This is a genomic window from Candidatus Chlamydia corallus, assembly GCF_002817655.1.
GTDB classification, from domain to species: Bacteria; Chlamydiota; Chlamydiia; order Chlamydiales; family Chlamydiaceae; genus Chlamydia; species Chlamydia corallus.
On the sequence record NZ_NWQK01000001.1, the window covers coordinates 282,752 to 302,661 of the forward strand.

Genomic DNA, 19,910 nt, shown 5'->3' on the forward strand with positions numbered 1-19,910 from the left:
TTAAGAATCTTTTCGAATATTTTTATATGCTATTGTCTTACCCCAAGGGAAGCGCACGGAACAACTCTTTTCAGTGAAGAAGAATTCCCTTCCCTTAGAAAAAGAATCCAAAGGAAAGGAAATACTAATTACTACACTTCCTGGAGCCATTTCTGATAATTTAAGAATGGTCTCGTTCAATAATCGTCGTGAAAACGAAGAACCATAAAAATAGACGTAAGAAGCCCGCGATAAAGTTACATTTTTAAAATCTTCAATATGGAATAATGCTAATCCTGAAGATAGCCTACGATGCATATTCGAAGAAAAATGAATAAAGTTCGGTTGATTATCAATCCCTATAACTTGGCATCGCACAACATGAGAAAACCAAAAGCATACCTTTCCTAAGCCACATCCCAAATCATAAAGAACATCTCGGGAAGTAATATCAAAAGCTTGGCTAACCTTTGCAAGAACAGACCACGGAGTCTCACCATAGACATTTCCTTCCTTCAGTAGAGAGGCTTCTGGGAGACAACTAAGTTTCGCATAAGGACAATGCCTTAGAGAATATACATACTTACCAATGTCATAAAAAAACAACTTGGGGTACTTCAAATACAGAGAACTAAAAAGGTAGATGCCTTCTCGGAACGAGAAAAGTACTCTATAAATCAATCTCAAAGAAAACTGAGCAAGTAAACCTAAAGATTTAAGAATAACGGAGTTCTTTCGGCAATTGAAATACGACATTTTCTACGGAAAATATATCATTTTCTATTTCTAAACCAGAGATAATTTCTGATAGCTTTTGAATACAAGCTTGTACCACATCTTCAGGAGTCGAGGCCCCCGCGGTAATTGCTATATCTCCAGGATAATCTAAGATCTTCTTACCAATATCTTCAGGACTATTAATCAAATCAGCACGAACCCCCCTCTTCAAAGCTATTTCACAAAGACGATTGGAATTCGAGCTATTCACATCCCCAACTACAAAGACGTGGTTCACACGAGGCAAAATAGAACGCAATGCTTTCTGACGGTTCGTGGTTGCATAACAAATCGAAGAACTAGGAAGGGTAATTATAAAAGGATAACGCTTTTGCAAAGCCCCCGCTATCTCCTGAACATCATCCAAACTCAATGTTGTTTGGGTAATATAAAATAAAGGTGTATTAGGACCAAAAGGTAAAGCCTCTACATCAGCAACACTCTCTACAACAGTAACACTTTCGGGAGCTTCTCCAATAATACCGATCACCTCAACATGCTTCTTATGGCCTATCAATACTATTTGGTATCCTTTACCTGCGTATAACTTTACAGCAGAATGCACTTTAGTAACCAAACCACACGTAGCATCAATATCAATAAGATTACGGGCTTTTGCTTCCGCTCTAACTGCAGGAGAAATTCCGTGAGCTGAATAAATGACTCTCTCACCCCCAGGAACATCGGCAAGTTCCTCAACAAAGATAGCACCCTTAGCTCGTAAGAAGTTAACAACATGACGATTATGAACAATCTCATGTTTTACATAGATAGGAGCCCCCCATTTTTCTAAAGCAACTTCTACAACCTGAATAGCGCGAACAACTCCAGAACAAAATCCTCTAGGGCTACACACTATAAGCTTTCTCATAATAATCACAGTTAGACAAACATAAAAAGCGCACTTTCAAGTATTTAATTTGAAAGTGCACCTAGTTTAAAATAAAGATAAAAAATATTCTAGCTGATTCTTGTTTGTGTAGTGGGAGCTGTTGTGGGATTTGAAATTCGCACAACTTCGGGCGCCTCTTGCTGAGGTTCCTCTTCGCTTTTCTTAGCACTCTCGGCCAAAGAAGTTACAACTATAGTTTTTACTGTCTCAACGTAGTCAGAAAACCTGCCTGTTTGCAGATCCTTGGAGGTAAATCCTAAATCAATATGAGGAGCGACTCCTAAGTTCTCAATGTATTCACCATCTGGCCTAACAGCTAAGGATCCTGTTAAAGAAACACTTTTGATTCCAGAACGGTTAGGGAAATTCACCTGGAAAACAAAACCTCCAGCTCCTGCTGTCGCTTTCCCGATTATAGTCGCACGTCCATTATCCTTCAAAATAGCGGGCGCTAAATCTCCACAAGAATAGTCATCTTCGTTTATCAACATAAATAAAGGTTTGGTAAACCGATGTTTGGGATGAGGCTGAATCTGTCCAAATCCTAGCAAAGGCATAGGCTTTGAAAGATTAATATCACCAGCGGCCCAGCAAGCAAGAACATTTTGAGAAAAGCTTTGGAGAGATGCTACAGCATGCATATCCATGCAATACCCTTCCATAGTTTCTCCAAGCACAGCAGCTGCTTGCTCATCTGTAAAGACATCTTCTAGCAAATCTTGCCAATGCAAAGCGGAGCTAACTTCATCTTGCGTAAGAATCATTCTATGTTTAGGAGTCTCTAAAGGACGATTTATCAACATAGACAGTAAGGAATACAGATAAAAAACACTTCCTCCAGGATTATTGGTCTGATCAATAATCAAAGCGTCAGATTCTTTTTGAAAAACATCGATAATCTCGCCAAAGAGTTCCCAGGGATTCTCTTTATGATTATCGTCAGTTCCTTCTAATTCAGACCAAACATAAGAAGAAATCCTTAAGAATCCTATCCGATACGGATTACCCTGAGCATCTTTTGCTTTAAAAATATACGCACGATAGGGTCCTTCGTTTTGTTCCCAAATAATAGAACCAAAAGAAGGTAAAAATCCATTTCGACTACCTATGTGATGCTTGCTGTCAAAACGCTGCTTATTTTGCATCTGCAATTCTTCCCAAAAATAAGGTACCATGTAAGAGCTAAATAAAGAGCTACTAGAAACAGATTGATTTAACCCTGAACGAAAGAGTGCGCAACTTTGTGAAGGTAATTGAGGTTTGTGGTCAGGAATCAAAGGAGCAATTAAAGAAAAATCTCCGATATGCTCTGGAGTATAACGCCAACGGACTGCTGTTGAACGGATCACACCACTACTACGGCGGAGTTTTAACATGGTAATTCCCGTAGGGACATTGTCTCCAAAAGCAGCGGAACGAGATGTCAACGAACGAACTGCAGCAGAATAGTCTGTAGCACTACCTCGTCCATATCGAAGGCCCTCGATTACCTCACGGATCCCCATTCCATCTACTTCAAGAAGCTCATCCCCTACGTAAATATCACCTTGATTGGTCTGTACATCTACCACAAACACATGACCATCGTCACTCAACTTCAATACGTAAGGAATATAGGCAGATTCGCTACGATAAAAAAGAATCCCTGCATGATAATCATTTAATGATCTCATATAGTTAGAGAGCACCTTCTGGCAATAATTTGTAGTGGGTTTTTCTTCTAAGAGCAATTGCAGTCCAGCATTCTTTGTTTGCTGAGATAGATCCCAACCAAACAACAAATGCTTCCATGGCAACGGGGCATATTTCACCTTGATCAAATGCGATAATATATTTAAATCTTGATGCGCGTTCTCCTTAGTTAAATCCTTAGAAAAACCAAGAACACTGCTTGTAAATAAAAGACCAAAAACTATGGCCCCCAACTTTCCTTTTTTCATACATACCTCTTTTTTCTACTGAGAATGGTTATAAGGAGCCAGTATATTAAGACTTTAAAACATTTTTTTAAAAACATTATCTCAAAAAACTACATAAGGTTATAGAAAAGCTGAAGACACAGTCGCTGTTGTTTCTTCCGTAGAAACTTAAACGAAAAAATGCATTTTTGCTAAAACAAAATAGGAAAACAATCCAGCTAAATAACTGGTTAAAGCAATCCAGGAAATTCTTTTGAAGTACCATAAAAAGTCTACTTTTTCGAGACCCATAAAAGCAACTCCAGCTGCGGAACCAATGATCAGAATGCTCCCTCCCGTTCCTGCAGCATAAGCAATCAATTTCCACAAAGTATCATCGAGAGGAAGGTCATACATCCCCATAGTAGCAGCTACTAAGGGTACGTTATCTAAGACACTAGAAAGCAATCCTATAACAATTGCAACAATATTCCTAGAAAAGATCTTATCCATCCATACAGAAAAATCTGTAAGCAAATTAGCAAAAGATAATGCGTTAACAGCGAGTAGAATTCCAATAAAAAACGTAATCGAAGAGATATCAATTTTAGTCAGAATATGAGGAATTCGCAAATGATAACGATCCTCACCATGAGGAGAATGAATCCAGTCACTCGTTAACCAGAGAAGACCTAAACCTAACAAAGCTCCCATAAAAGGAGGCAATCCTAAACACGCCTTCCAAACAGGAACCATGAGTAGTGAACCCAAACCAATGAAAATAATCCAGAGACTCTTGGGAGGCGCGGATTGTAACTCTACTTCCTTGGCAATTAAAGTATTCCCTCGTTTGCGAAAGAAAAATTGACCGCAGAAACCAGCTACCAATACACACACCAAACTCGGGACAAATAAAGAACGTATAATTCCCCAGGAAGTAATCTTATTATTAATCCATAACATTGTCGTAGTTACATCCCCAAGGGGGGTCCATGCCCCACCAGCATTCACTGCAATTACACAAATAGCTCCTAATAACAAGCGGTCTTCCCTAGACTTTACTAGACGCTTTAAAATTGAGATAATGATAATGATAGATGTAAGATTGTCTAAGGCCGCTGATAAAAAAAAGCTAAGCCCAATAAGAACCCAAAGAAGAAGTGTTCGTGACTGAATACGACAACACCTGACGATCACAGAAAATCCTTTGTGCGCATCAATAAGTTCGACAATAGCCATTGCTGAGAACAAGAAGAAAATCACTTGGGACATGTCCGCAATTTCTTCAACTAAAATCATATGATCTGCCATAGGAATATGAGAGAAACAGACTAACCACATCAATCCTCCCATAGCTAAGGCAATCGCAGATTTATTGACTCTAACAATATGTTCGAAGACAATCGCGAGATACCCAAATAAAAATAGCGCACACAATTGTAATTTCAGCATGGTCACCCCTAAAATGATCTAGTCATCTACTCTACTCCTAACTCTTACAGAGGTAAAGAAGGAAAAATTTTTGTAATTATTCTTTAACAGAACCTTAGATAGAGGAGATATGAAGAAAAAAGACTGAAAAATTGCACGAACCATTTGACAAAGATTCAAAAGAATCGAAAAAATAGCAACCACTCGCTTCTATTTTAGGTTATTGCATTGTGAAAGTCCCTTGGGCGTTTAAGAACTTCATCCCTAAACTCTACACAAGTATCAAAGAAGGCTATTCATTTAATACCTTCAAAAAAGATTTCCTAGCAGGAATTACTGTAGGAATTCTAGCCTTTCCTTTTGCTATTGCCGTAGCAATCGGTGTCGGAGTCTCTCCCCTTCAAGGACTAGTAGCTTCTATTGTCGGAGGCCTTCTTGCTTCTGCCCTCGGAGGAAGTAACGTTCTGATTTCGGGGCCAACCAGTGCCTTTATTTCTATTTTATACTGCCTATCCGCAAAATATGGAGCTGAGGCGCTTTTTACCGTCACATTGATGGCTGGAATTTTTCTTATCGCCTTCGGACTCACTGGCTTAGGCACATTCATTAAATACATGCCCTACCCCGTTGTGACAGGATTAACCACAGGACTTGCTGTAATTATATTTTCTTCACAAATTAAAGATTTCCTGGGTTTACAAATGGGAACGAGTGTTCCTGTAGATTTTCTTGCTAAATGGGTGGCTTATTGGGATCACTTATGGACTTGGGACAGTAAGTCCTTTGCGGTGGGTCTCTTTACCCTATTGATCATGATCTATTTCCGAAACTACAAGCCTCGCTATCCTGGAGTCATGATTGCTATTGTAACAGCGACCACTCTAGTTTGGTTACTTAAAATTGATATTCCTACGATTGGCAGTCGTTATGGATCTCTACCAACCGCGATTCCTCTACCTAAAATTCCTCAGTTGAGTATCACGAAAATTCTTCAACTTATGCCAGACGCCCTGACTATTGCAGTCTTATCGGGATTAGAGACTTTGCTAGCCGCCGTGGTCGCTGATGGAATGACAGGATGGCGTCACCAGTCCAACTGTCAACTTGTAGCCCAAGGTATAGCGAACATCGGAACATCGTTATTTTCAGGAATCCCCGTCACAGGATCACTATCACGTACAGCTGCTAGCATCAAATCTGGAGCAACCACTCCCGTAGCAGGAATCCTCCACTCAATCTTTATTTGCTTTATCTTGCTTCTTCTGGCTCCACTGACTATCAAAATTCCTCTTACTTGCCTCGCTGCCGTCCTAATTTTGATTGCGTGGAATATGAGTGAAATCCACCATTTTCTCCATCTCTTTACAGCTCCTAAAAAAGACATTGTGGTTCTCCTTACCGTGTTTATCCTCACAGTAATGACAACGATCACAGCAGCAGTACAAGTAGGTATGATGCTAGCGGCATTCTTATTTATGAAACAGATGAGCGATCTTTCCGATGTGATCTCAACAGCCAAATACTTCGACGATGATAATCAACCCAAGGATTCCGACTTTTTAAACAAAGCCGAAGTTCCTCAAAACACAGAAATCTATGAAATTAATGGTCCCTTCTTTTTTGGAATTGCAGATAGGTTAAAAAATCTTCTTAATGATATAGAAAAGCCCCCCAAAATCTTTATTCTATGTATGACGCGAGTCCCTACAATAGATGCCTCGGCTATGCATGCATTGGAAGAATTTTTCTTAGAATGTGACCGCCAAGGGACCCTTCTCCTGCTCGCTGGAGTTAAGAAAACTCCCCTTGCCGACCTAAAACGCTATCATCTAGATGAGCTTATTGGAGTGGATCATATCTTCTCGAATATTAAAAGTGCTCTTCTCTTTGCCCAAGCTTTAACAAACCTAGAAAGCAAAACTGCAACGCGTCACCTAACCTAAACCCTAGAGAAGACATCTTCAATATCGTTGAACAGTCCTGAAGAGAAAATAAGCTCAGCATTCCCGTTCCTCAAAAATTTAATGGTCGCCAACCATATTCTCAGGGACTACCAGATGATCAAATTCCTTGTCAGAAAGATATTCCAAAGATATACAGGCCTCTTTCAAAGATAAATTTTCATGAAAAGCTTTCAGTGCTGCTTTCGAACACTTGTCATAACCTATGATAGGAGCTAAAGCTGTAACTAACATCAAAGAATTGTTTACATTATCTTGTAAACGAACTTTATTCGCTTTTAATCCTACAACAAAGAATTCAGAGAAGGCCCTCATTCCCTCAGAAAGCAGATCCACAGATTGCAGAAAATTATAGATTATCACAGGCTTCATCACATTAAGCTCAAAGTTTCCTCGGCTCCCGCTAATAATGATTGTTTGGTTATTACCAAACACTTGAGCACAAACCATCTGGAGAGCTTCACACTGCGTAGGATTTACCTTGCCAGGCATAATAGAAGATCCAGGTTCATTTTCAGGGAAAAATAGCTCCCCTAAACCACACCTGGGTCCTGAACCTAAAAAGCTCAAATCAGTAGCTATCTTAGTTAAAGCAGATGCTAAAGTTGCTAATGACCCATGGGCATCTACCAAAGCATCGTGGCAAGAAAGTGCTGAAAAGTAATTGGAAGCTGGAATAAATGGCTCGCCAGTTTCCTCCCTTAAGTAATGTATTACCTTTTGAACGAACCCTTCAGGAACATTTAACCCAGTCCCTACAGCAGTAGCTCCAATCGCAAGCTCGTATAAATGAGCTAAAGAAAACGCTATACTCTCTAAGCAATGACGCAATTGACTGCTATAACCAGAAAATTCCTGACCTAACGTCATAGGAACCGCATCCATAAGATGCGTACGACCTATCTTGACATCATGACGAAATTCTTCAGCTTTACCGTCTAAAACCCGAATCATATGATCTAAAGCAGGTAGTAACTTGTTTTTTAAACTAATTACACTAGCGATATGCATCGCTGTAGGGAAAACATCATTCGAAGACTGAGATTTGTTCACATGATCATTCGGATGGATGGGATCCTTACTACCCACCAGTCCTCCGTGATGACGAATAGCAAGATTAGCAATAACCTCGTTCACATTCATATTAGATTGGGTGCCACTCCCCGTTTGCCAAACTTTTAACGGGAAATGCTCTTCAAAACCTCCTTCTAAAATCTCATCGGCAGCAGAAACTATCATATCGCAATGTTTGGAATCCAAAAATCCTAAATCTTGATTCGCCTTAGCAGCACATTTTTTAATCCATACCAGAGCCCGTATTACCTCATAAGGCATTAACTCGGGTCCCCAAGAAAAAAAATTCCTAGAACGCATAGTTTGCGCCCCGTACAACTTATCCTCAGGGACCTCTACTATTCCTAAGCTATCCTTTTCTTGTCGCATATCTATATCTTCCCTATAATCCAGCTTTTTTTCCTCGTGAACTACATCAAAATGAAAAAAAAAGTTACCTGCTACTTTGTTATTATTTTTTTCCTACTACTCCTCTGGGAGATAGCGTCGCGCCATCAACCTACACTTTCGTTTCTATGTCCTCCCCCCTCGAGCATTGCCTCAAGTACTCTTCGCTCCCTACCACTCTTGTTAACATCTTCTTGGCACACGTTAAAAGCTATTTTGGGAGGATTCTTCCTTGCGATCATCCTCTCAATAACTCTCGCAACGATTATGCTATCTTATAAATCAGCTAAAGATCTCCTACAACCTTTTTTCATCCTGCTACAGTGCACCCCCATGTTTGCCCTAGCTCCACTTATTGTACTTTGGTTTGGCTGGGGACTCAGTGCTGTGATCATCCCTACAGCACTGACGATATTCTTTCCTTTAACTTTGACTATCTATCAAGGGATCCTATCCACACCAGAAGAACTTATGGAACAGTTCATTCTCTGCGGAGCTACAAAATTTCAGCTCCTTATCAAACTCCGTATTCCCCATGCCCTCCCCCATATATTCTCAGGTTTAAAAATTGCCATAGGATCTGCAGGATTTGCTGCCATTGCAGGAGAATGGGTAGCTTCACAATCAGGTCTCGGTATCCTCATCCTCGAAAGTCGTAGAAATTATGAAATGGAAGTGGCATTCGCGGGACTCGCGACGCTCACACTTCTCACTCTTACCCTCTTCCAAATCACCTTGTTAAGTGAAAAATTGGTTTTTTCCCTATTTCGGGTAAAACGTATAAGCCATAAGCGCAAATCAGTAGCTAAAAAAGCTTTATTCGTACTTTGTTTAATCCCTATAATACTTATTCCCTGGAAAGGACATTCTAAATCTCCTTCTAATAAAAAAAATCTTACTTCACTAACACTTCTACTCGATTGGACTCCTAATCCTAATCACATTCCCCTCTATGCAGGAATAGCCAAAGGATACTTCAAAAAACATGGTTTAAATCTACAACTCCAAAAAAATACAGACTCGAGCTCTGCAGTTCCCCATGTCCTTTTTGAACAAGTCGATATGGCTCTTTATCATGCTCTGGGCATCGTCAAGACCTCTATAAAAGGTATGCCTATACAAATCATAGGCAGATTGATAGACAGTTCCCTACAAGGTTTTCTCTACAGGAGTGAAGACCCTATTAATAAATTTGAAGACCTAAATAACAAGGTCTTAGGCTTCTGCTTAAATAACTCCAGAGATCTTAATCGTCTACTTGAGACCCTACGTCGTAACGGTGTCGTTCCTTCCGAAGTGAAAAATGTGAGTTCTGATCTCATCTCGCCAATGCTATTAAAGAAAATCGACTTCCTCTACGGCGCCTTCTACAATATTGAAGGAATAAAATTAAAAACTTTAGGCATGCCTGTACAATGTTTTCTCTCGGACACCTATGATCTTCCTACAGGCCCTCAGTTAATTGTCTTTGCTAAAAAAGGAACGAAAGCTAGTCAACCCGAAATTCTAGAAGCCTTCCAAAAAGCGCTTCAAGCGAGCATAGTATTCTCACAAAACCATCCCGAAGATGCGTTTAAACTCTACGCTAAAGCAACTAGAAATATACCTAAAAATCTCAATGAGGAGTATCTCCAATGGGAGGAAACCTTCCCTCTACTAGCTCAGTCACAGGCTCCTTTAAATAAAGATATCGTGAACAAACTCCTCCAAACAATTAGTAAACGATATCCTGAACTTTCTTCGGAAGTTGCTCAGTTTTCTCTAAACGATCTCTATAATTCTTTGCTATAACAAGAAGAGAGGACATAACTAACTATCTCTTTTACACATCCAGTTCAAAAAAATGTTACCTATAAATAAAAATTTATACAAATCTCAATACTCAATAAACTCTTTCTATTGAATAGCATCCTCTAGAGGATTCCCTTGAAAATAATAGGAAATGAGGTTAAAAAACTAGCCCATGATACAATTTTCTTTTTTGTTACCCCAAGCATGTATTTTGCTGTTGGCCTCCGATTCTTTAACTAATGTCTTAGCGTTACACTATCTCCTCACAAACTATTCGTTAAAGCAACGGATGCTTATTTTATTACGAGAGAGCTGCTTCGCATTCATTGCTATGTTTGCTCTTTATGGACTCTCTCTCGGGGGTCTAAAAATATTGAATACCCCAGTCTGCACTATACAAGTTGTTGGGGGAATTGCTGTGACCTTAACAGGAGCTAGAGCTGTCTTGCGATTGGGAAAAGAAGAAGCCTGGATCCCTTATAAATTCAGTGTTCCTCAAGCATCTTCTCCGTGGATTTCTCCAATAGCCCTCCCACTGATGTTTGGACCCTCATGGTTAGCAGCTTGCTGTACACTCATAGGAGGAAATCACAATACCTGGATCAATTTCCAAATCCTAATTCTCAGCTGGACGCTCATTACCCTATCTACCTTCTCCCTTCAAATCTTCTGTAAAAGAAACAAAGTACTCCTCGCCACACAAACAGTTCTAGGACTTTTTGTGACCATTGTGGGGACCCAACTTCTAGTTTCAGGATTACAACAAGCATTTTTATAGAATAAGCTATGCTCACCTTAATTAATCTTAGTCTGCTATTTTATGTCCTCTTCGATTCTCCTGGGTCGATTCCCATCTTCGTTGCCTTGTTAAAAAACTTTTCCCGAAAAAAACAACAAAGGATAATCCTGAGAGAATGCCTGTTTGCTCTCGGAGCTCTGGTTATTTTCGTCACTTTTGGAAGAAGCTTCTTCCAGTTTTTGGATATTTCTCTGTACTCTTTTCAAATCATAGGCGGTTTTCTCCTCTTTGTCGTCTCTCTGAAAATGATGCTGGCACCGATGCCAGCAAAGACTAAAGACGACAACTCGAAAACAGAACCTATATTCTTTCCCTTAGCTTTTCCAGTAATCACAGGCCCTGCTGTCATTACAGCAATCCTTAGCTACATGGAAGAGGGAGTGCATTCTAGGGAAATTATTTTTACTGCAATGATCGTCGCTTGGACGTTTTCTTTATTTACTCTGCTATGCTCGAGCTTTTTTGATCGTGTTTTGGGAAATTTCGGACTCCTTGCCTTGGAAAGATTATTCGGTATTGCTCTACTACTTATGTCAGCAAACCTTATGTTGAAAGGCATCTCAATTGCGTTTAATATGGGCTTTTATATTGGGTGATCCTTATGAAAAGAAACGAGCCTTGTTGGTGTGGGAGTCAACGTAAATGGAAACAGTGTCATTATCCCCAACCTCCCAAAATGTCTTCGGAAGCATTAAAGCAACATTACGCTTCCCAATATAGCATCATACTCAAAACTCCAGAACAAAAAGCAAAAATCTATACTGCCTGTCAAGTTACAGCGCGTATTTTAGATGAGCTATGCAAAGCATCTCAAAAGGGCGTAACTACAAATGAATTGGATCAGTTTTCGCAAGAGCTGCACAAGAAATATGATGCCATTGCTGCTCCACTCCACTACGGCTCACCACCATTTCCAAAGACAATCTGTACCTCATTAAATGAGATTATTTGCCATGGAATTCCTAACGATATTCCACTAAAAGACGGTGATATCATGAACATAGATGTGTCCTGCATTGTTGATGGCTACTACGGAGACTGCAGCCGTATGGTGATGATCGGAGAGGTTCCAGAAATTAAAAAGAAAGTATGCCAAGCATCTTTAGAATGTCTTAACGATGCTATAGCTATTTTAAAACCAGGCATTGCCCTTTGTGAAATTGGCGAAGCTATAGAGGCTCGGTCTGACCTCTATGGATTTTCTGTCGTAGACCAGTTTGTGGGACACGGCGTTGGAATTGAGTTTCACGAAAACCCCTATGTACCACATTATAGAAACCGCTCTATGATTCCTCTAGCACCAGGAATGATCTTTACTATAGAACCTATGATTAATGTAGGAAGAAAAGAAGGCATTATAGATCCCAAAAATCAATGGGAAGCACGTACGTGCGATAATCAACCAAGCGCACAATGGGAACATACCATAGCAATTACAGAGAGAGGCTACGAGATACTAACTCTTCTAAATGACTAACTTCTTCTTCGAAAAGCTCAATACGCTCTAGGAGTCTTTGGATCATGGAAACATCATCAAAAGACATGTCTTGCTTGGTAAGCTCTTCCTTTTTCTTCAAAGTCAAATACTTTTCTTGAACAGCAAAAAGCTTTTTTCTTACCAAGGAGAGGGTCTCGCTCTTTTCTATAAACTGCTCTTGAAGCTGAGAATATAACCCTTTATAATGCTTTTCTTCGTCTGAACTAATGACAGAATTCGCAGAAGCCTGAGTAACCGCCTTCTCTTCAAATTCACGCACCAATTGGTGGAGCTGATCTATCTTTGTTTCTTTCTGATTTAAAAGGTCTTGAAGCTCCTCGCATCTCATTTCAAGCGTAGTAAAATTTTCTAACGAGAGGGTTAGTTGGTGACAACGGTTTTCATACTCAGAACAACGTTGCTTCTCTACTAAAATCTCATTTCGTAAACACTCTAAACTCTTTTCCTTTTCCTGCAAAGCAGATGCCCATAGAGAAAGATCTGAATTCGCTGAACCATCACTTTCATAAACCAAAGGCTCTGCTAACCAAGGAAACACAACATCCTCGTTCTTAGAAACCAATTGAACATACTTATTATGAAGTTCTGCGTAATCTTCTAGCCAACTGTTTTTTTGATCAGCTAAAATTTTCAAATCTATAGTTAAGTACTCTTGTTTCTGATAGGCCTCTTTTAAAAGCTCCTGACATTTCGTAAGCTCTTTCTCTAAACCTTGAGCACGAGCATCCAAAAATTCCTTCTCTTGGCTCTTTTTCTCTAGTAAATCTTGATAAACATTACGTTGCTCATCCAAATCTTCCGAAAGCCTTACCCGCTCTTTCCCCTTAGCCACCTCTTCTTCTTGAGCAAGCCATACCCCTTGAAGGAAAAGCCCGTAAGAAAGTAAAAATGATAAACCTAAACCAGAAAACCAAAAGGACTGATATAAAGGTTCTCCAATAACATACTTAGCAAGATAAAAAGTTACAAAAATCCCCGTAAGCAAAGCATAGCCCTTGCCACGAAAACATAAAATCAGTGGCAGCGCCAAAGAAGAAAATACTAATAGAAAGGGAATTAAGGAAACTTTAACAACAGATGCGCAACCTAAACACGCAAAAATCGACAACAGAGCACTTATAAAAACCCATTCTATAGAAAATGATCGCGTGTTCTTTATCAAATTTCCTAACTTAATAGGCTGATTTACCCATCGATACAGACGTTTGCTAAGCACGTACATCGGTTTTAACATCCCAATAAATGAATAAGTTTAAGACTCGTCTAAAGAGTCTCGTGCTTTTGTTAATAAATAGCTGATCACAGCAGGATCTCCTTCATAAGTCATCTCCACCTGGATTTTGCCGTCAGAAGATACCTGACCACAAGTTACCAATACGTAAGCACTTACGTCATCTTTGAAAACTTCTGGATAGTCATTGCACTCATTCCCAGACACTTTCTTCTCCTCTCCAGCTAAAGATTTATATAACACAACTAGGGAGTCTGCAAAAGCCTCTATCAGGATCCATGCTAAGCTCTTCTTACCCCAATCTAGTAGTCCCAAAATTCTCTGGGCCACCAAAACTTTTTATTAGTTATCTAAAAAACAAAATACTTAATAACAATCAACAAAGAAAAATCATAAAAAATTTATTTTAATAAACGTTTTCTTTCTTGTTAGAATAAAACTAAACAAAAGTTAAATTTTTTTATTATGTCTATAACTATTACAGGGACTAATCCCACAGCTAATGCTACAAACAGTTCTCGCCCTCCCCTAGAACCTTTAAATACACCTAAAATAGGTGCTGTGCTTTTTAGCATTTACGAGCTTCTTTTACAAGCAATTGAAATTCGACAACAAACAGTTCTGACTCAATCACAACAATTAAACGACAATACTAATATTCAACAACAATTAAACCAAGAAACTAATCAGATCAAGTACGCCATAGTAAGTGCTGGAGCAAAAGAAGACGAGATCACTCGAGTACAAAATCAGAACCAAAACTACTCAGCTCAAAGATCTAACATCCAAGATGAACTCGTAACCACACGACAAAACGGTCAGATTATCCTCTCACACGCCTCTACAAACATTAACATCATACAACAGCTAGCCTCACAAGATTCCTCTTTTATCAAAACGACAAACTCGATAGGAAGCACCGTAAACCAAATGAATAAACCCCTAGGATAATTAATTAAACCATCCTTAAACATTTTAAAACCAAAAACTAGTTAGGTTGAATATGTGGATTATAGACCCTCTCTCCGTAAAAAAACCTCTACAAGCAGCCATAAATGTTCCTGGAACTCCAATTACAGAAGGACCGAATACAGCAACTGCTGACGATATCATTACAAAATTCTCAAAAGACTCAAATCCCCTGATTATTACTGTTTACTACGTATATCAATCCGTATTAGTTGCCCAAGACAACCTGTCGATTATTGCCCAAGAACTTCAAGCAAATGCTTCAGCACAAACCTACTTAAATAACCAGGAAGCTTTATACCAATACGTCAGTATTCCTAAAAATAAACTAAACGATACCTCCTCTACCTATTTGCAAAATATCCAATCTGATAACCAAGCGATAGGCGCTTCTCGACAAGCTATCCAAAACCAAATTTCCAGTTTAGGAAATGCTGCGCAGGTAATTTCCAGCAACTTAAACACAAATAATAACATTATTCAACAATCCCTACAGGTAGGACAAGCTCTTATCCAAACCTTCTCCCAAATTGTAAGCTTAATTGCTAACATCTAATTATAGAGGAACTTATGGCGATAAATCCCCTCCCCAGTACAATAAATAAAACCAATAAAGTGATTCCCGATTCTACAAAAGTAGTTCGTGACTCCATCACAATTAATAAACAGTCAGCCTTCTACTTTTGCATTACTGTAATGCTCAAACTCTCTGAATCCACAACCGAATACAGCAAATCAATCATAGCCGTACTAGAAGATAATACAGTAGTCCAGCAGCAAAGAGTTAAAGAGCTCATTAACCTCCCTTTACTCAAAGTTCCTGATCTACAGAAAAAAGCTGGAACTGATGACGAATATACTAACCAAAATGAAATCCAATCCTACCAAAGCTCAAACCAACAGATTTCAGCAAACCGTCAGATGATACAACAAGAACTCTCCTCGGCACAACAAAGAGCACAAGCGAACCAAAAAGCTGCAAACTCAACAACCACGGAATCCATGCAAATTCTACAAGCTACTAGCTCAATGCTCTCCACTCTAAAAGAACTAACAATTAAAGCGAATCTAACGACCTCACCCTCTGATTAAACTATGACAATAGTCTTCTAATAAAACAATCCATCCTCTACTATGGAGGCTTGACCGTCAGACTGTAGGTACAGCCTCTATGAGGGTGATCTTTCCCGATAAACACAACAAATTGCCTAACCTATCTAAGCTTTTAAAAAAACTTCCGTCGGTTATACTAGTTACTTCGTGTATCGCCCCGTTCCTTTCTTATATCATAAATAAAATTTTTGGAATTTCTGGGCTTCTTGAAGCTCTAGCCCTTTCTGTTAAAGGGATCCAGAAACATCATTTTTGGCAATTTTTCACCTATCCTCTAGTCACAGCAGATTCTCTATGCCTACATAAAGATCAAAGCTTTGAAATCACTCAAAGACTTCTTTTACGCAATGTCCTGGATTTCTTTCTTTTCTACAAAGCTATCCACCACGTCATCCGCAAGTTAGGAGCGTTCAGTGTTCTCGTCCTAATCTCAGGCGAGGTACTAATTACAGGAGCTGTTCTCTGGGGATTCATGGCTCTAATCCACAGCTCTCACGCCTTCTTCGGCCCAGAAAGTCTTATCTGCGGTGTTTTGACTGTGCAGATCTTCTTGGATCCAGAAAAGCGCTTTACAATAGGGGCTACTCCCCTATCAGTCTCAAGAAAGTGGGGCTTCGTATTCATTTTAGGGTTCTACTGTTGCATTCTCATTTTTTCTGGAGCCTTCTTCCTATTCCTCGGATCGATGCTTGCAATCATGTTGAGCATCCTATTTTGTAAAAAAGAAAAAATTCCTAACCCCTATATTACTTCTTTGAGATTCTAATTCTCCTCAGAAAGCACCGCTAAAATTGCAGCACGAACCTCACCGATTCCTGATAAAACACCCTCTTCAAAGCGAAAAAAGGGATTTCCTTCCAATTCAGGGAAATCCATAGGCTGCAATAAATCTTCGGGAGTTAAATTAGGAATGATCTCCTCTCCTAACTGTTGGAGTCGTAATTTCTGATCCTCGTAAAGCTGGTCTAGTAATGTAATAATTTTATTTTTCACTTTTCTCTCTACGCTTTTCTATAAAAAATTGTTTCATTAAATGTTCTGCCTCCTCCCGACATACATTCCCAGTACAAGTAACCGTATGGAAGGGATGCTTCTTAGTAAAAATATTGATCCAACTGCCTCCTGCTCCCAAACGGACGTCTGGTCCCCCCCAAACAACTCTAGAAATTCTAGCTAATTGAATCGCACCCGCACACATCAAACAAGGTTCTAACGTACAGTAGAGCACAGTATCCGATAAACGCCAATTATCTAAAGCCTCAGAAGCAGACCCTATACATAAAATTTCAGCATGAGCTGTAGCATCCTTAAGCTTCTCTACAGAATTATGCGCACGAGCAATAATTTTATTCTCTTTTACAATAATGCAACCTATAGGAACTTCATCCTCATCATAGGCCTTACGAGCTTCTTTGAAGGCTTGTTGCATAAAAAAAACATCTTTTTCCATATCGAAAAACATCTCTCTATCCAATTCTAAATAATATTATTTATTACGTTGCAAATTCTAAAAAGAAAAAAAATAACAATATACAATATCAATAAAACCCTTTTATGAAGCAATCTCAGACCTTTCAATAACCTTCCAATTTTTTCTTTGTTACAGAAAAAAAAGTCTTACCCTACCAAAAGGTGTACATTAACCATGTTCTCAAGTATAATTGGCTTTTGCGGTAATTATTTTAAGGAGACATCCGATGTCTTTGGATAAAGGAACTAAGGAAGAAATCACAAAGAAGTTTCAACTTCATGAAAAGGATACAGGATCGGCAGATGTACAAATTGCTATTCTCACGGAACATATCGCAGAATTGAAAGAACATCTTAAAAGATCTCCTAAAGACCAAAACTCCCGCTTAGCATTACTTAAGCTTGTTGGTCAAAGGAGAAAGCTCTTGGAATATCTTAATTCTACTGATACCGAAAGATATAAAAATTTAATTACAAGATTAAATCTACGTAAGTAGTTTTTTAGTTTTCCCTACAAATATCTAACAGGAGACCTTCATGAATTTTCAAACTATTTCTATCAATCTGACCGAAGGTAAAATGTTGGTATTTGAAACAGGGAAAATTGCTCGTCAAGCTAACGGAGCGGTTCTTGTCCGTTCAGGGGAAACTTGCGTTTTTGCAAGTGCTTGTGCTGTGAACCTTGATGACAAGGTAGATTTTCTTCCCTTACGAGTTGATTACCAAGAAAAATTTTCTTCCACAGGAAAAACCCTTGGTGGGTTCATAAAAAGAGAAGGACGCCCTTCCGAGAAAGAAATTTTAGTTTCTCGCTTAATTGATCGGTCTCTGCGTCCTTCATTCCCTTACCGACTCATGCAAGATGTTCAAATTTTATCTTATGTATGGTCTTACGACGGTCAAGTGTTACCTGATCCTCTCGCTATCTGCGGAGCATCGGCAGCCTTAGCGATCTCAGATATTCCACAGAATAACATTGTTGCTGGAGTACGCATTGGATGTATTGATAAGAAGTGGATAATCAATCCTACAAAAGCCGAACTAGCAGCCTCTACTCTAGATCTCGTACTCGCTGGAACAGAAAATGCTATTTTAATGATAGAAGGTCATTGCGATTTCTTTACTGAAGAACAAGTACTCAGTGCTATAGAATTTGGTCACAAACATATTGTTACGATCTGTAAAAAATTGCAAATGTGGCAAGAGGAAATCGGAAAGTCTAAAAATCTCAGTGTAGTGTATCCCCTTCCTCTAGAAGTTTTAACAGCAGTAGAGGAATGTGTTCAAAACAAATTTATTCAGCTTTTCAACATTAACGACAAGAAAGTACATGCAGCTACCGCGCATGAAATTGAAGAAACTGTTTTAGAAAAATTGGAGCGTGAAGATGATGATCTTTTCTCCTCTTTTAACATCAAAGCAGCATGCAAAACATTAAAATCTAATACGATGCGCGCTCTCATAAGAGAAAGAGGAGTTCGTGCGGATGGACGTTCCTTAACTACAGTTCGTCCTATTGGCATTGAAACTTCTTACCTTCCTCGCACTCACGGTAGCTGTCTCTTCACTCGTGGAGAAACACAAACACTAGCAGTTTGTACTTTGGGCAGTGAGGCCATGGCGCAACGTTATGAAGATCTCAATGGTGAGGGCCTTTCAAAATTTTACCTACAATACTTTTTCCCCCCCTTTTCTGTTGGAGAGGTAGGGAGAATGGGGTCTCCAGGAAGACGAGAAATTGGTCACGGCAAACTCGCAGAGAAAGCCCTAAGCCATGCTCTTCCCGATAGTGCTACATTTCCCTATACCATCCGTATAGAATCTAATATTACAGAATCTAATGGTTCTTCATCGATGGCTTCTGTGTGTGGCGGCTGCCTAGCTCTTATGGATGCTGGTGTCCCTATTTTTACTCCTATTACAGGAATCGCTATGGGGTTAATCCTTGATGACGATGGAGCTATCATCCTCTCTGATATTTCAGGTCTTGAAGATCATCTCGGAGACATGGACTTTAAAATAGCAGGGAGTACCGAAGGAATTACAGCCTTCCAAATGGATATCAAAGTTGAAGGAATCACCCCCGATATCATGAAAAAAGCTCTTTCTCAAGCAAAACAGGGGCGTAATGATATTTTAAATGTTATGAACGAAGCCCTTGCTGCTCCGAAAGCAGACCTATCTCAATACGCACCTCGTATTGAAACTATCCAAATTAAACCAACAAAAATTGCTTCAGTAATCGGACCTGGAGGCAAGCAAATTCGTCAGATCATTGAAGAGACTGGTGTCCAAATCGATATTAATGATTTAGGAATTGTCAGTATCTCTGCATCCTCAGCGTCGGCAATCAATAAAGCTAAAGAAATCATTGAAGGTTTAGTTGGTGAAGTTGAAGTTGGAAAGACCTACAGAGGTCGCGTAACTTCAGTAGTTCCCTTTGGAGCTTTTGTCGAAGTTCTCCCTGGGAAAGAAGGACTCTGCCACATTTCCGAGTTTTCTAGACAGCGAATAGAGAATATCGGCGATGTTGTTAAAGAAGGCGATATCATTGATGTAAAACTTTTAAGCATCAATGAAAAAGGCCAACTTAAGCTTAGCCACAAAGCAACTTTAGGGTAATCTTCTACTTTGCAGTTG

20 protein-coding genes are annotated in these 19,910 nt (G+C 39.3%); 11 read left to right on the forward strand and 9 right to left on the reverse strand.

Annotated elements, in window-relative coordinates:
* The 4 genes from CMV32_RS01235 to CMV32_RS01250 form a co-directional block, all read right to left on the reverse strand.
* Positions 1–735 (reverse strand): class I SAM-dependent methyltransferase, encoded by a 735-nt coding sequence (locus CMV32_RS01235; RefSeq protein WP_100934125.1) that lies wholly within the window; start codon positions 733–735, stop codon positions 1–3.
* Positions 695–1,627: a 4-hydroxy-3-methylbut-2-enyl diphosphate reductase gene (gene ispH / locus CMV32_RS01240; RefSeq protein WP_100934126.1), complete on the reverse strand. Its 933-nt coding sequence runs from the start codon at positions 1,625–1,627 to the stop codon at positions 695–697. The genes CMV32_RS01235 and ispH overlap by 41 nt, the downstream gene beginning before the upstream one ends.
* An 89-nt stretch (positions 1,628–1,716) precedes the next feature.
* Complete coding sequence (locus CMV32_RS01245) at positions 1,717–3,588, reverse strand: protease-like activity factor CPAF (protein ID WP_100934127.1); 1,872 nt, start codon at positions 3,586–3,588, stop codon at positions 1,717–1,719.
* Positions 3,589–3,735: 147 nt separating this feature from the next.
* Positions 3,736–4,998, reverse strand: a complete 1,263-nt coding sequence (locus tag CMV32_RS01250; protein WP_100934128.1) for an NhaD family Na+:H+ antiporter — start codon at positions 4,996–4,998, stop codon at positions 3,736–3,738.
* A 206-nt stretch (positions 4,999–5,204) separates the two neighbouring features.
* Between CMV32_RS01250 and CMV32_RS01255 the strand changes: the two genes are divergently transcribed.
* Positions 5,205–6,920 (forward strand): SLC26/SulP family anion transporter, encoded by a 1,716-nt coding sequence (locus CMV32_RS01255; RefSeq protein ID WP_192940636.1) that lies wholly within the window; start codon positions 5,205–5,207, stop codon positions 6,918–6,920.
* 78 nt (positions 6,921–6,998) lie between these two features.
* Here the strand turns inward: CMV32_RS01255 and fumC are convergent, their stop codons facing one another.
* Complete coding sequence (gene fumC, locus CMV32_RS01260; protein ID WP_100934130.1) at positions 6,999–8,381, reverse strand: class II fumarate hydratase; 1,383 nt, start codon at positions 8,379–8,381, stop codon at positions 6,999–7,001.
* A gap of 51 nt (positions 8,382–8,432) precedes the next feature.
* Here fumC and CMV32_RS01265 point away from each other — a divergent pair, with 51 nt between their 5' ends.
* From CMV32_RS01265 to CMV32_RS01280, 4 genes are all read left to right on the forward strand, one after another.
* Entirely contained in the window at positions 8,433–10,190 is a 1,758-nt protein-coding gene (locus tag CMV32_RS01265; protein WP_100934343.1) for an ABC transporter substrate-binding protein, read from the forward strand.
* A 172-nt stretch (positions 10,191–10,362) separates the two neighbouring features.
* Entirely contained in the window at positions 10,363–10,968 is a 606-nt protein-coding gene (locus tag CMV32_RS01270) for a MarC family protein (RefSeq protein ID WP_100934131.1), read from the forward strand.
* Positions 10,969–10,976: 8 nt separating this feature from the next.
* Positions 10,977–11,585 (forward strand): MarC family protein, encoded by a 609-nt coding sequence (locus CMV32_RS01275; protein WP_100934132.1) that lies wholly within the window; start codon positions 10,977–10,979, stop codon positions 11,583–11,585.
* 5 nt (positions 11,586–11,590) lie between these two features.
* Positions 11,591–12,466 (forward strand): methionyl aminopeptidase, encoded by an 876-nt coding sequence (locus CMV32_RS01280; RefSeq protein ID WP_100934133.1) that lies wholly within the window; start codon positions 11,591–11,593, stop codon positions 12,464–12,466.
* Here the strand turns inward: CMV32_RS01280 and CMV32_RS01285 are convergent.
* Together CMV32_RS01285 and CMV32_RS01290 are read right to left on the reverse strand one after the other, a co-directional pair.
* The gene (locus tag CMV32_RS01285; protein WP_239923127.1) at positions 12,423–13,709 is read right to left on the reverse strand and encodes a coiled-coil domain-containing protein; all 1,287 of its coding nucleotides are present in this window, start codon (positions 13,707–13,709) and stop codon (positions 12,423–12,425) included. The genes CMV32_RS01280 and CMV32_RS01285 overlap by 44 nt on opposite strands.
* A gap of 30 nt (positions 13,710–13,739) precedes the next feature.
* Positions 13,740–13,925 (reverse strand): hypothetical protein, encoded by a 186-nt coding sequence (locus CMV32_RS01290; RefSeq protein ID WP_192940637.1) that lies wholly within the window; start codon positions 13,923–13,925, stop codon positions 13,740–13,742.
* 258 nt (positions 13,926–14,183) lie between these two features.
* Between CMV32_RS01290 and CMV32_RS01295 the strand changes: the two genes are divergently transcribed.
* From CMV32_RS01295 to CMV32_RS01310, 4 genes are all read left to right on the forward strand, one after another.
* Positions 14,184–14,669, forward strand: coding sequence for a DUF720 domain-containing protein (locus CMV32_RS01295; protein WP_100934135.1), 486 nt, complete (start codon positions 14,184–14,186; stop codon positions 14,667–14,669).
* A gap of 52 nt (positions 14,670–14,721) precedes the next feature.
* A complete protein-coding gene (locus CMV32_RS01300; protein WP_100934136.1) occupies positions 14,722–15,243 on the forward strand; it encodes a DUF720 domain-containing protein in 522 nt (173 codons plus the stop codon).
* 14 nt (positions 15,244–15,257) lie between these two features.
* Complete coding sequence (locus CMV32_RS01305; protein ID WP_100934137.1) at positions 15,258–15,779, forward strand: CT847 family type III secretion system effector protein; 522 nt, start codon at positions 15,258–15,260, stop codon at positions 15,777–15,779.
* Between the two features lie 79 nt (positions 15,780–15,858).
* Entirely contained in the window at positions 15,859–16,566 is a 708-nt protein-coding gene (locus CMV32_RS01310) for a hypothetical protein (protein ID WP_100934138.1), read from the forward strand.
* On the opposite strand, the gene CMV32_RS01315 is transcribed toward CMV32_RS01310, so the two are convergent.
* Both CMV32_RS01315 and CMV32_RS01320 read right to left on the reverse strand, forming a co-directional pair.
* Complete coding sequence (locus CMV32_RS01315) at positions 16,563–16,793, reverse strand: hypothetical protein (protein WP_100934139.1); 231 nt, start codon at positions 16,791–16,793, stop codon at positions 16,563–16,565. The two genes, CMV32_RS01310 and CMV32_RS01315, sit on opposite strands and share 4 nt — an antisense overlap.
* Positions 16,783–17,250, reverse strand: a complete 468-nt coding sequence (locus CMV32_RS01320; protein ID WP_100934345.1) for a nucleoside deaminase — start codon at positions 17,248–17,250, stop codon at positions 16,783–16,785. The genes CMV32_RS01315 and CMV32_RS01320 overlap by 11 nt, the downstream gene beginning before the upstream one ends.
* Positions 17,251–17,497: 247 nt before the next feature.
* Between CMV32_RS01320 and rpsO the strand changes: the two genes are divergently transcribed.
* Both rpsO and pnp read left to right on the forward strand, forming a co-directional pair.
* The gene (gene rpsO / locus CMV32_RS01325) at positions 17,498–17,767 is read left to right on the forward strand and encodes a 30S ribosomal protein S15 (RefSeq protein WP_010883633.1); all 270 of its coding nucleotides are present in this window, start codon (positions 17,498–17,500) and stop codon (positions 17,765–17,767) included.
* Between the two features lie 40 nt (positions 17,768–17,807).
* The gene (gene pnp, locus CMV32_RS01330) at positions 17,808–19,892 is read left to right on the forward strand and encodes a polyribonucleotide nucleotidyltransferase (RefSeq protein ID WP_100934140.1); all 2,085 of its coding nucleotides are present in this window, start codon (positions 17,808–17,810) and stop codon (positions 19,890–19,892) included.
* The last annotated feature ends 18 nt before the right edge of the window (positions 19,893–19,910 follow it).

Bases quoted from the DNA above. Each gene is read 5' to 3' on its own strand.
- rpsO (WP_010883633.1), top strand. From the start codon at position 17,498: ATGTCTTTGGATAAAGGAACTAAGGAAGAAATCACAAAGAAGTTTCAA.
- CMV32_RS01275 (WP_100934132.1), top strand. From the start codon at position 10,977: ATGCTCACCTTAATTAATCTTAGTCTGCTATTTTATGTCCTCTTCGAT.
- CMV32_RS01310 (WP_100934138.1), top strand. From the start codon at position 15,859: ATGAGGGTGATCTTTCCCGATAAACACAACAAATTGCCTAACCTATCT.
- CMV32_RS01285 (WP_239923127.1), bottom strand. From the start codon at position 13,709: ATGTACGTGCTTAGCAAACGTCTGTATCGATGGGTAAATCAGCCTATT.
- pnp (WP_100934140.1), top strand. From the start codon at position 17,808: ATGAATTTTCAAACTATTTCTATCAATCTGACCGAAGGTAAAATGTTG.
- CMV32_RS01295 (WP_100934135.1), top strand. From the start codon at position 14,184: ATGTCTATAACTATTACAGGGACTAATCCCACAGCTAATGCTACAAAC.
- ispH (WP_100934126.1), bottom strand. From the start codon at position 1,627: ATGAGAAAGCTTATAGTGTGTAGCCCTAGAGGATTTTGTTCTGGAGTT.
- fumC (WP_100934130.1), bottom strand. From the start codon at position 8,381: ATGCGACAAGAAAAGGATAGCTTAGGAATAGTAGAGGTCCCTGAGGAT.
- CMV32_RS01305 (WP_100934137.1), top strand. From the start codon at position 15,258: ATGGCGATAAATCCCCTCCCCAGTACAATAAATAAAACCAATAAAGTG.
- CMV32_RS01270 (WP_100934131.1), top strand. From the start codon at position 10,363: ATGATACAATTTTCTTTTTTGTTACCCCAAGCATGTATTTTGCTGTTG.
- CMV32_RS01280 (WP_100934133.1), top strand. From the start codon at position 11,591: ATGAAAAGAAACGAGCCTTGTTGGTGTGGGAGTCAACGTAAATGGAAA.
- CMV32_RS01320 (WP_100934345.1), bottom strand. From the start codon at position 17,250: ATGGAAAAAGATGTTTTTTTTATGCAACAAGCCTTCAAAGAAGCTCGT.
- CMV32_RS01245 (WP_100934127.1), bottom strand. From the start codon at position 3,588: ATGAAAAAAGGAAAGTTGGGGGCCATAGTTTTTGGTCTTTTATTTACA.
- CMV32_RS01250 (WP_100934128.1), bottom strand. From the start codon at position 4,998: ATGCTGAAATTACAATTGTGTGCGCTATTTTTATTTGGGTATCTCGCG.
- CMV32_RS01235 (WP_100934125.1), bottom strand. From the start codon at position 735: ATGTCGTATTTCAATTGCCGAAAGAACTCCGTTATTCTTAAATCTTTA.
- CMV32_RS01265 (WP_100934343.1), top strand. From the start codon at position 8,433: ATGAAAAAAAAAGTTACCTGCTACTTTGTTATTATTTTTTTCCTACTA.
- CMV32_RS01300 (WP_100934136.1), top strand. From the start codon at position 14,722: ATGTGGATTATAGACCCTCTCTCCGTAAAAAAACCTCTACAAGCAGCC.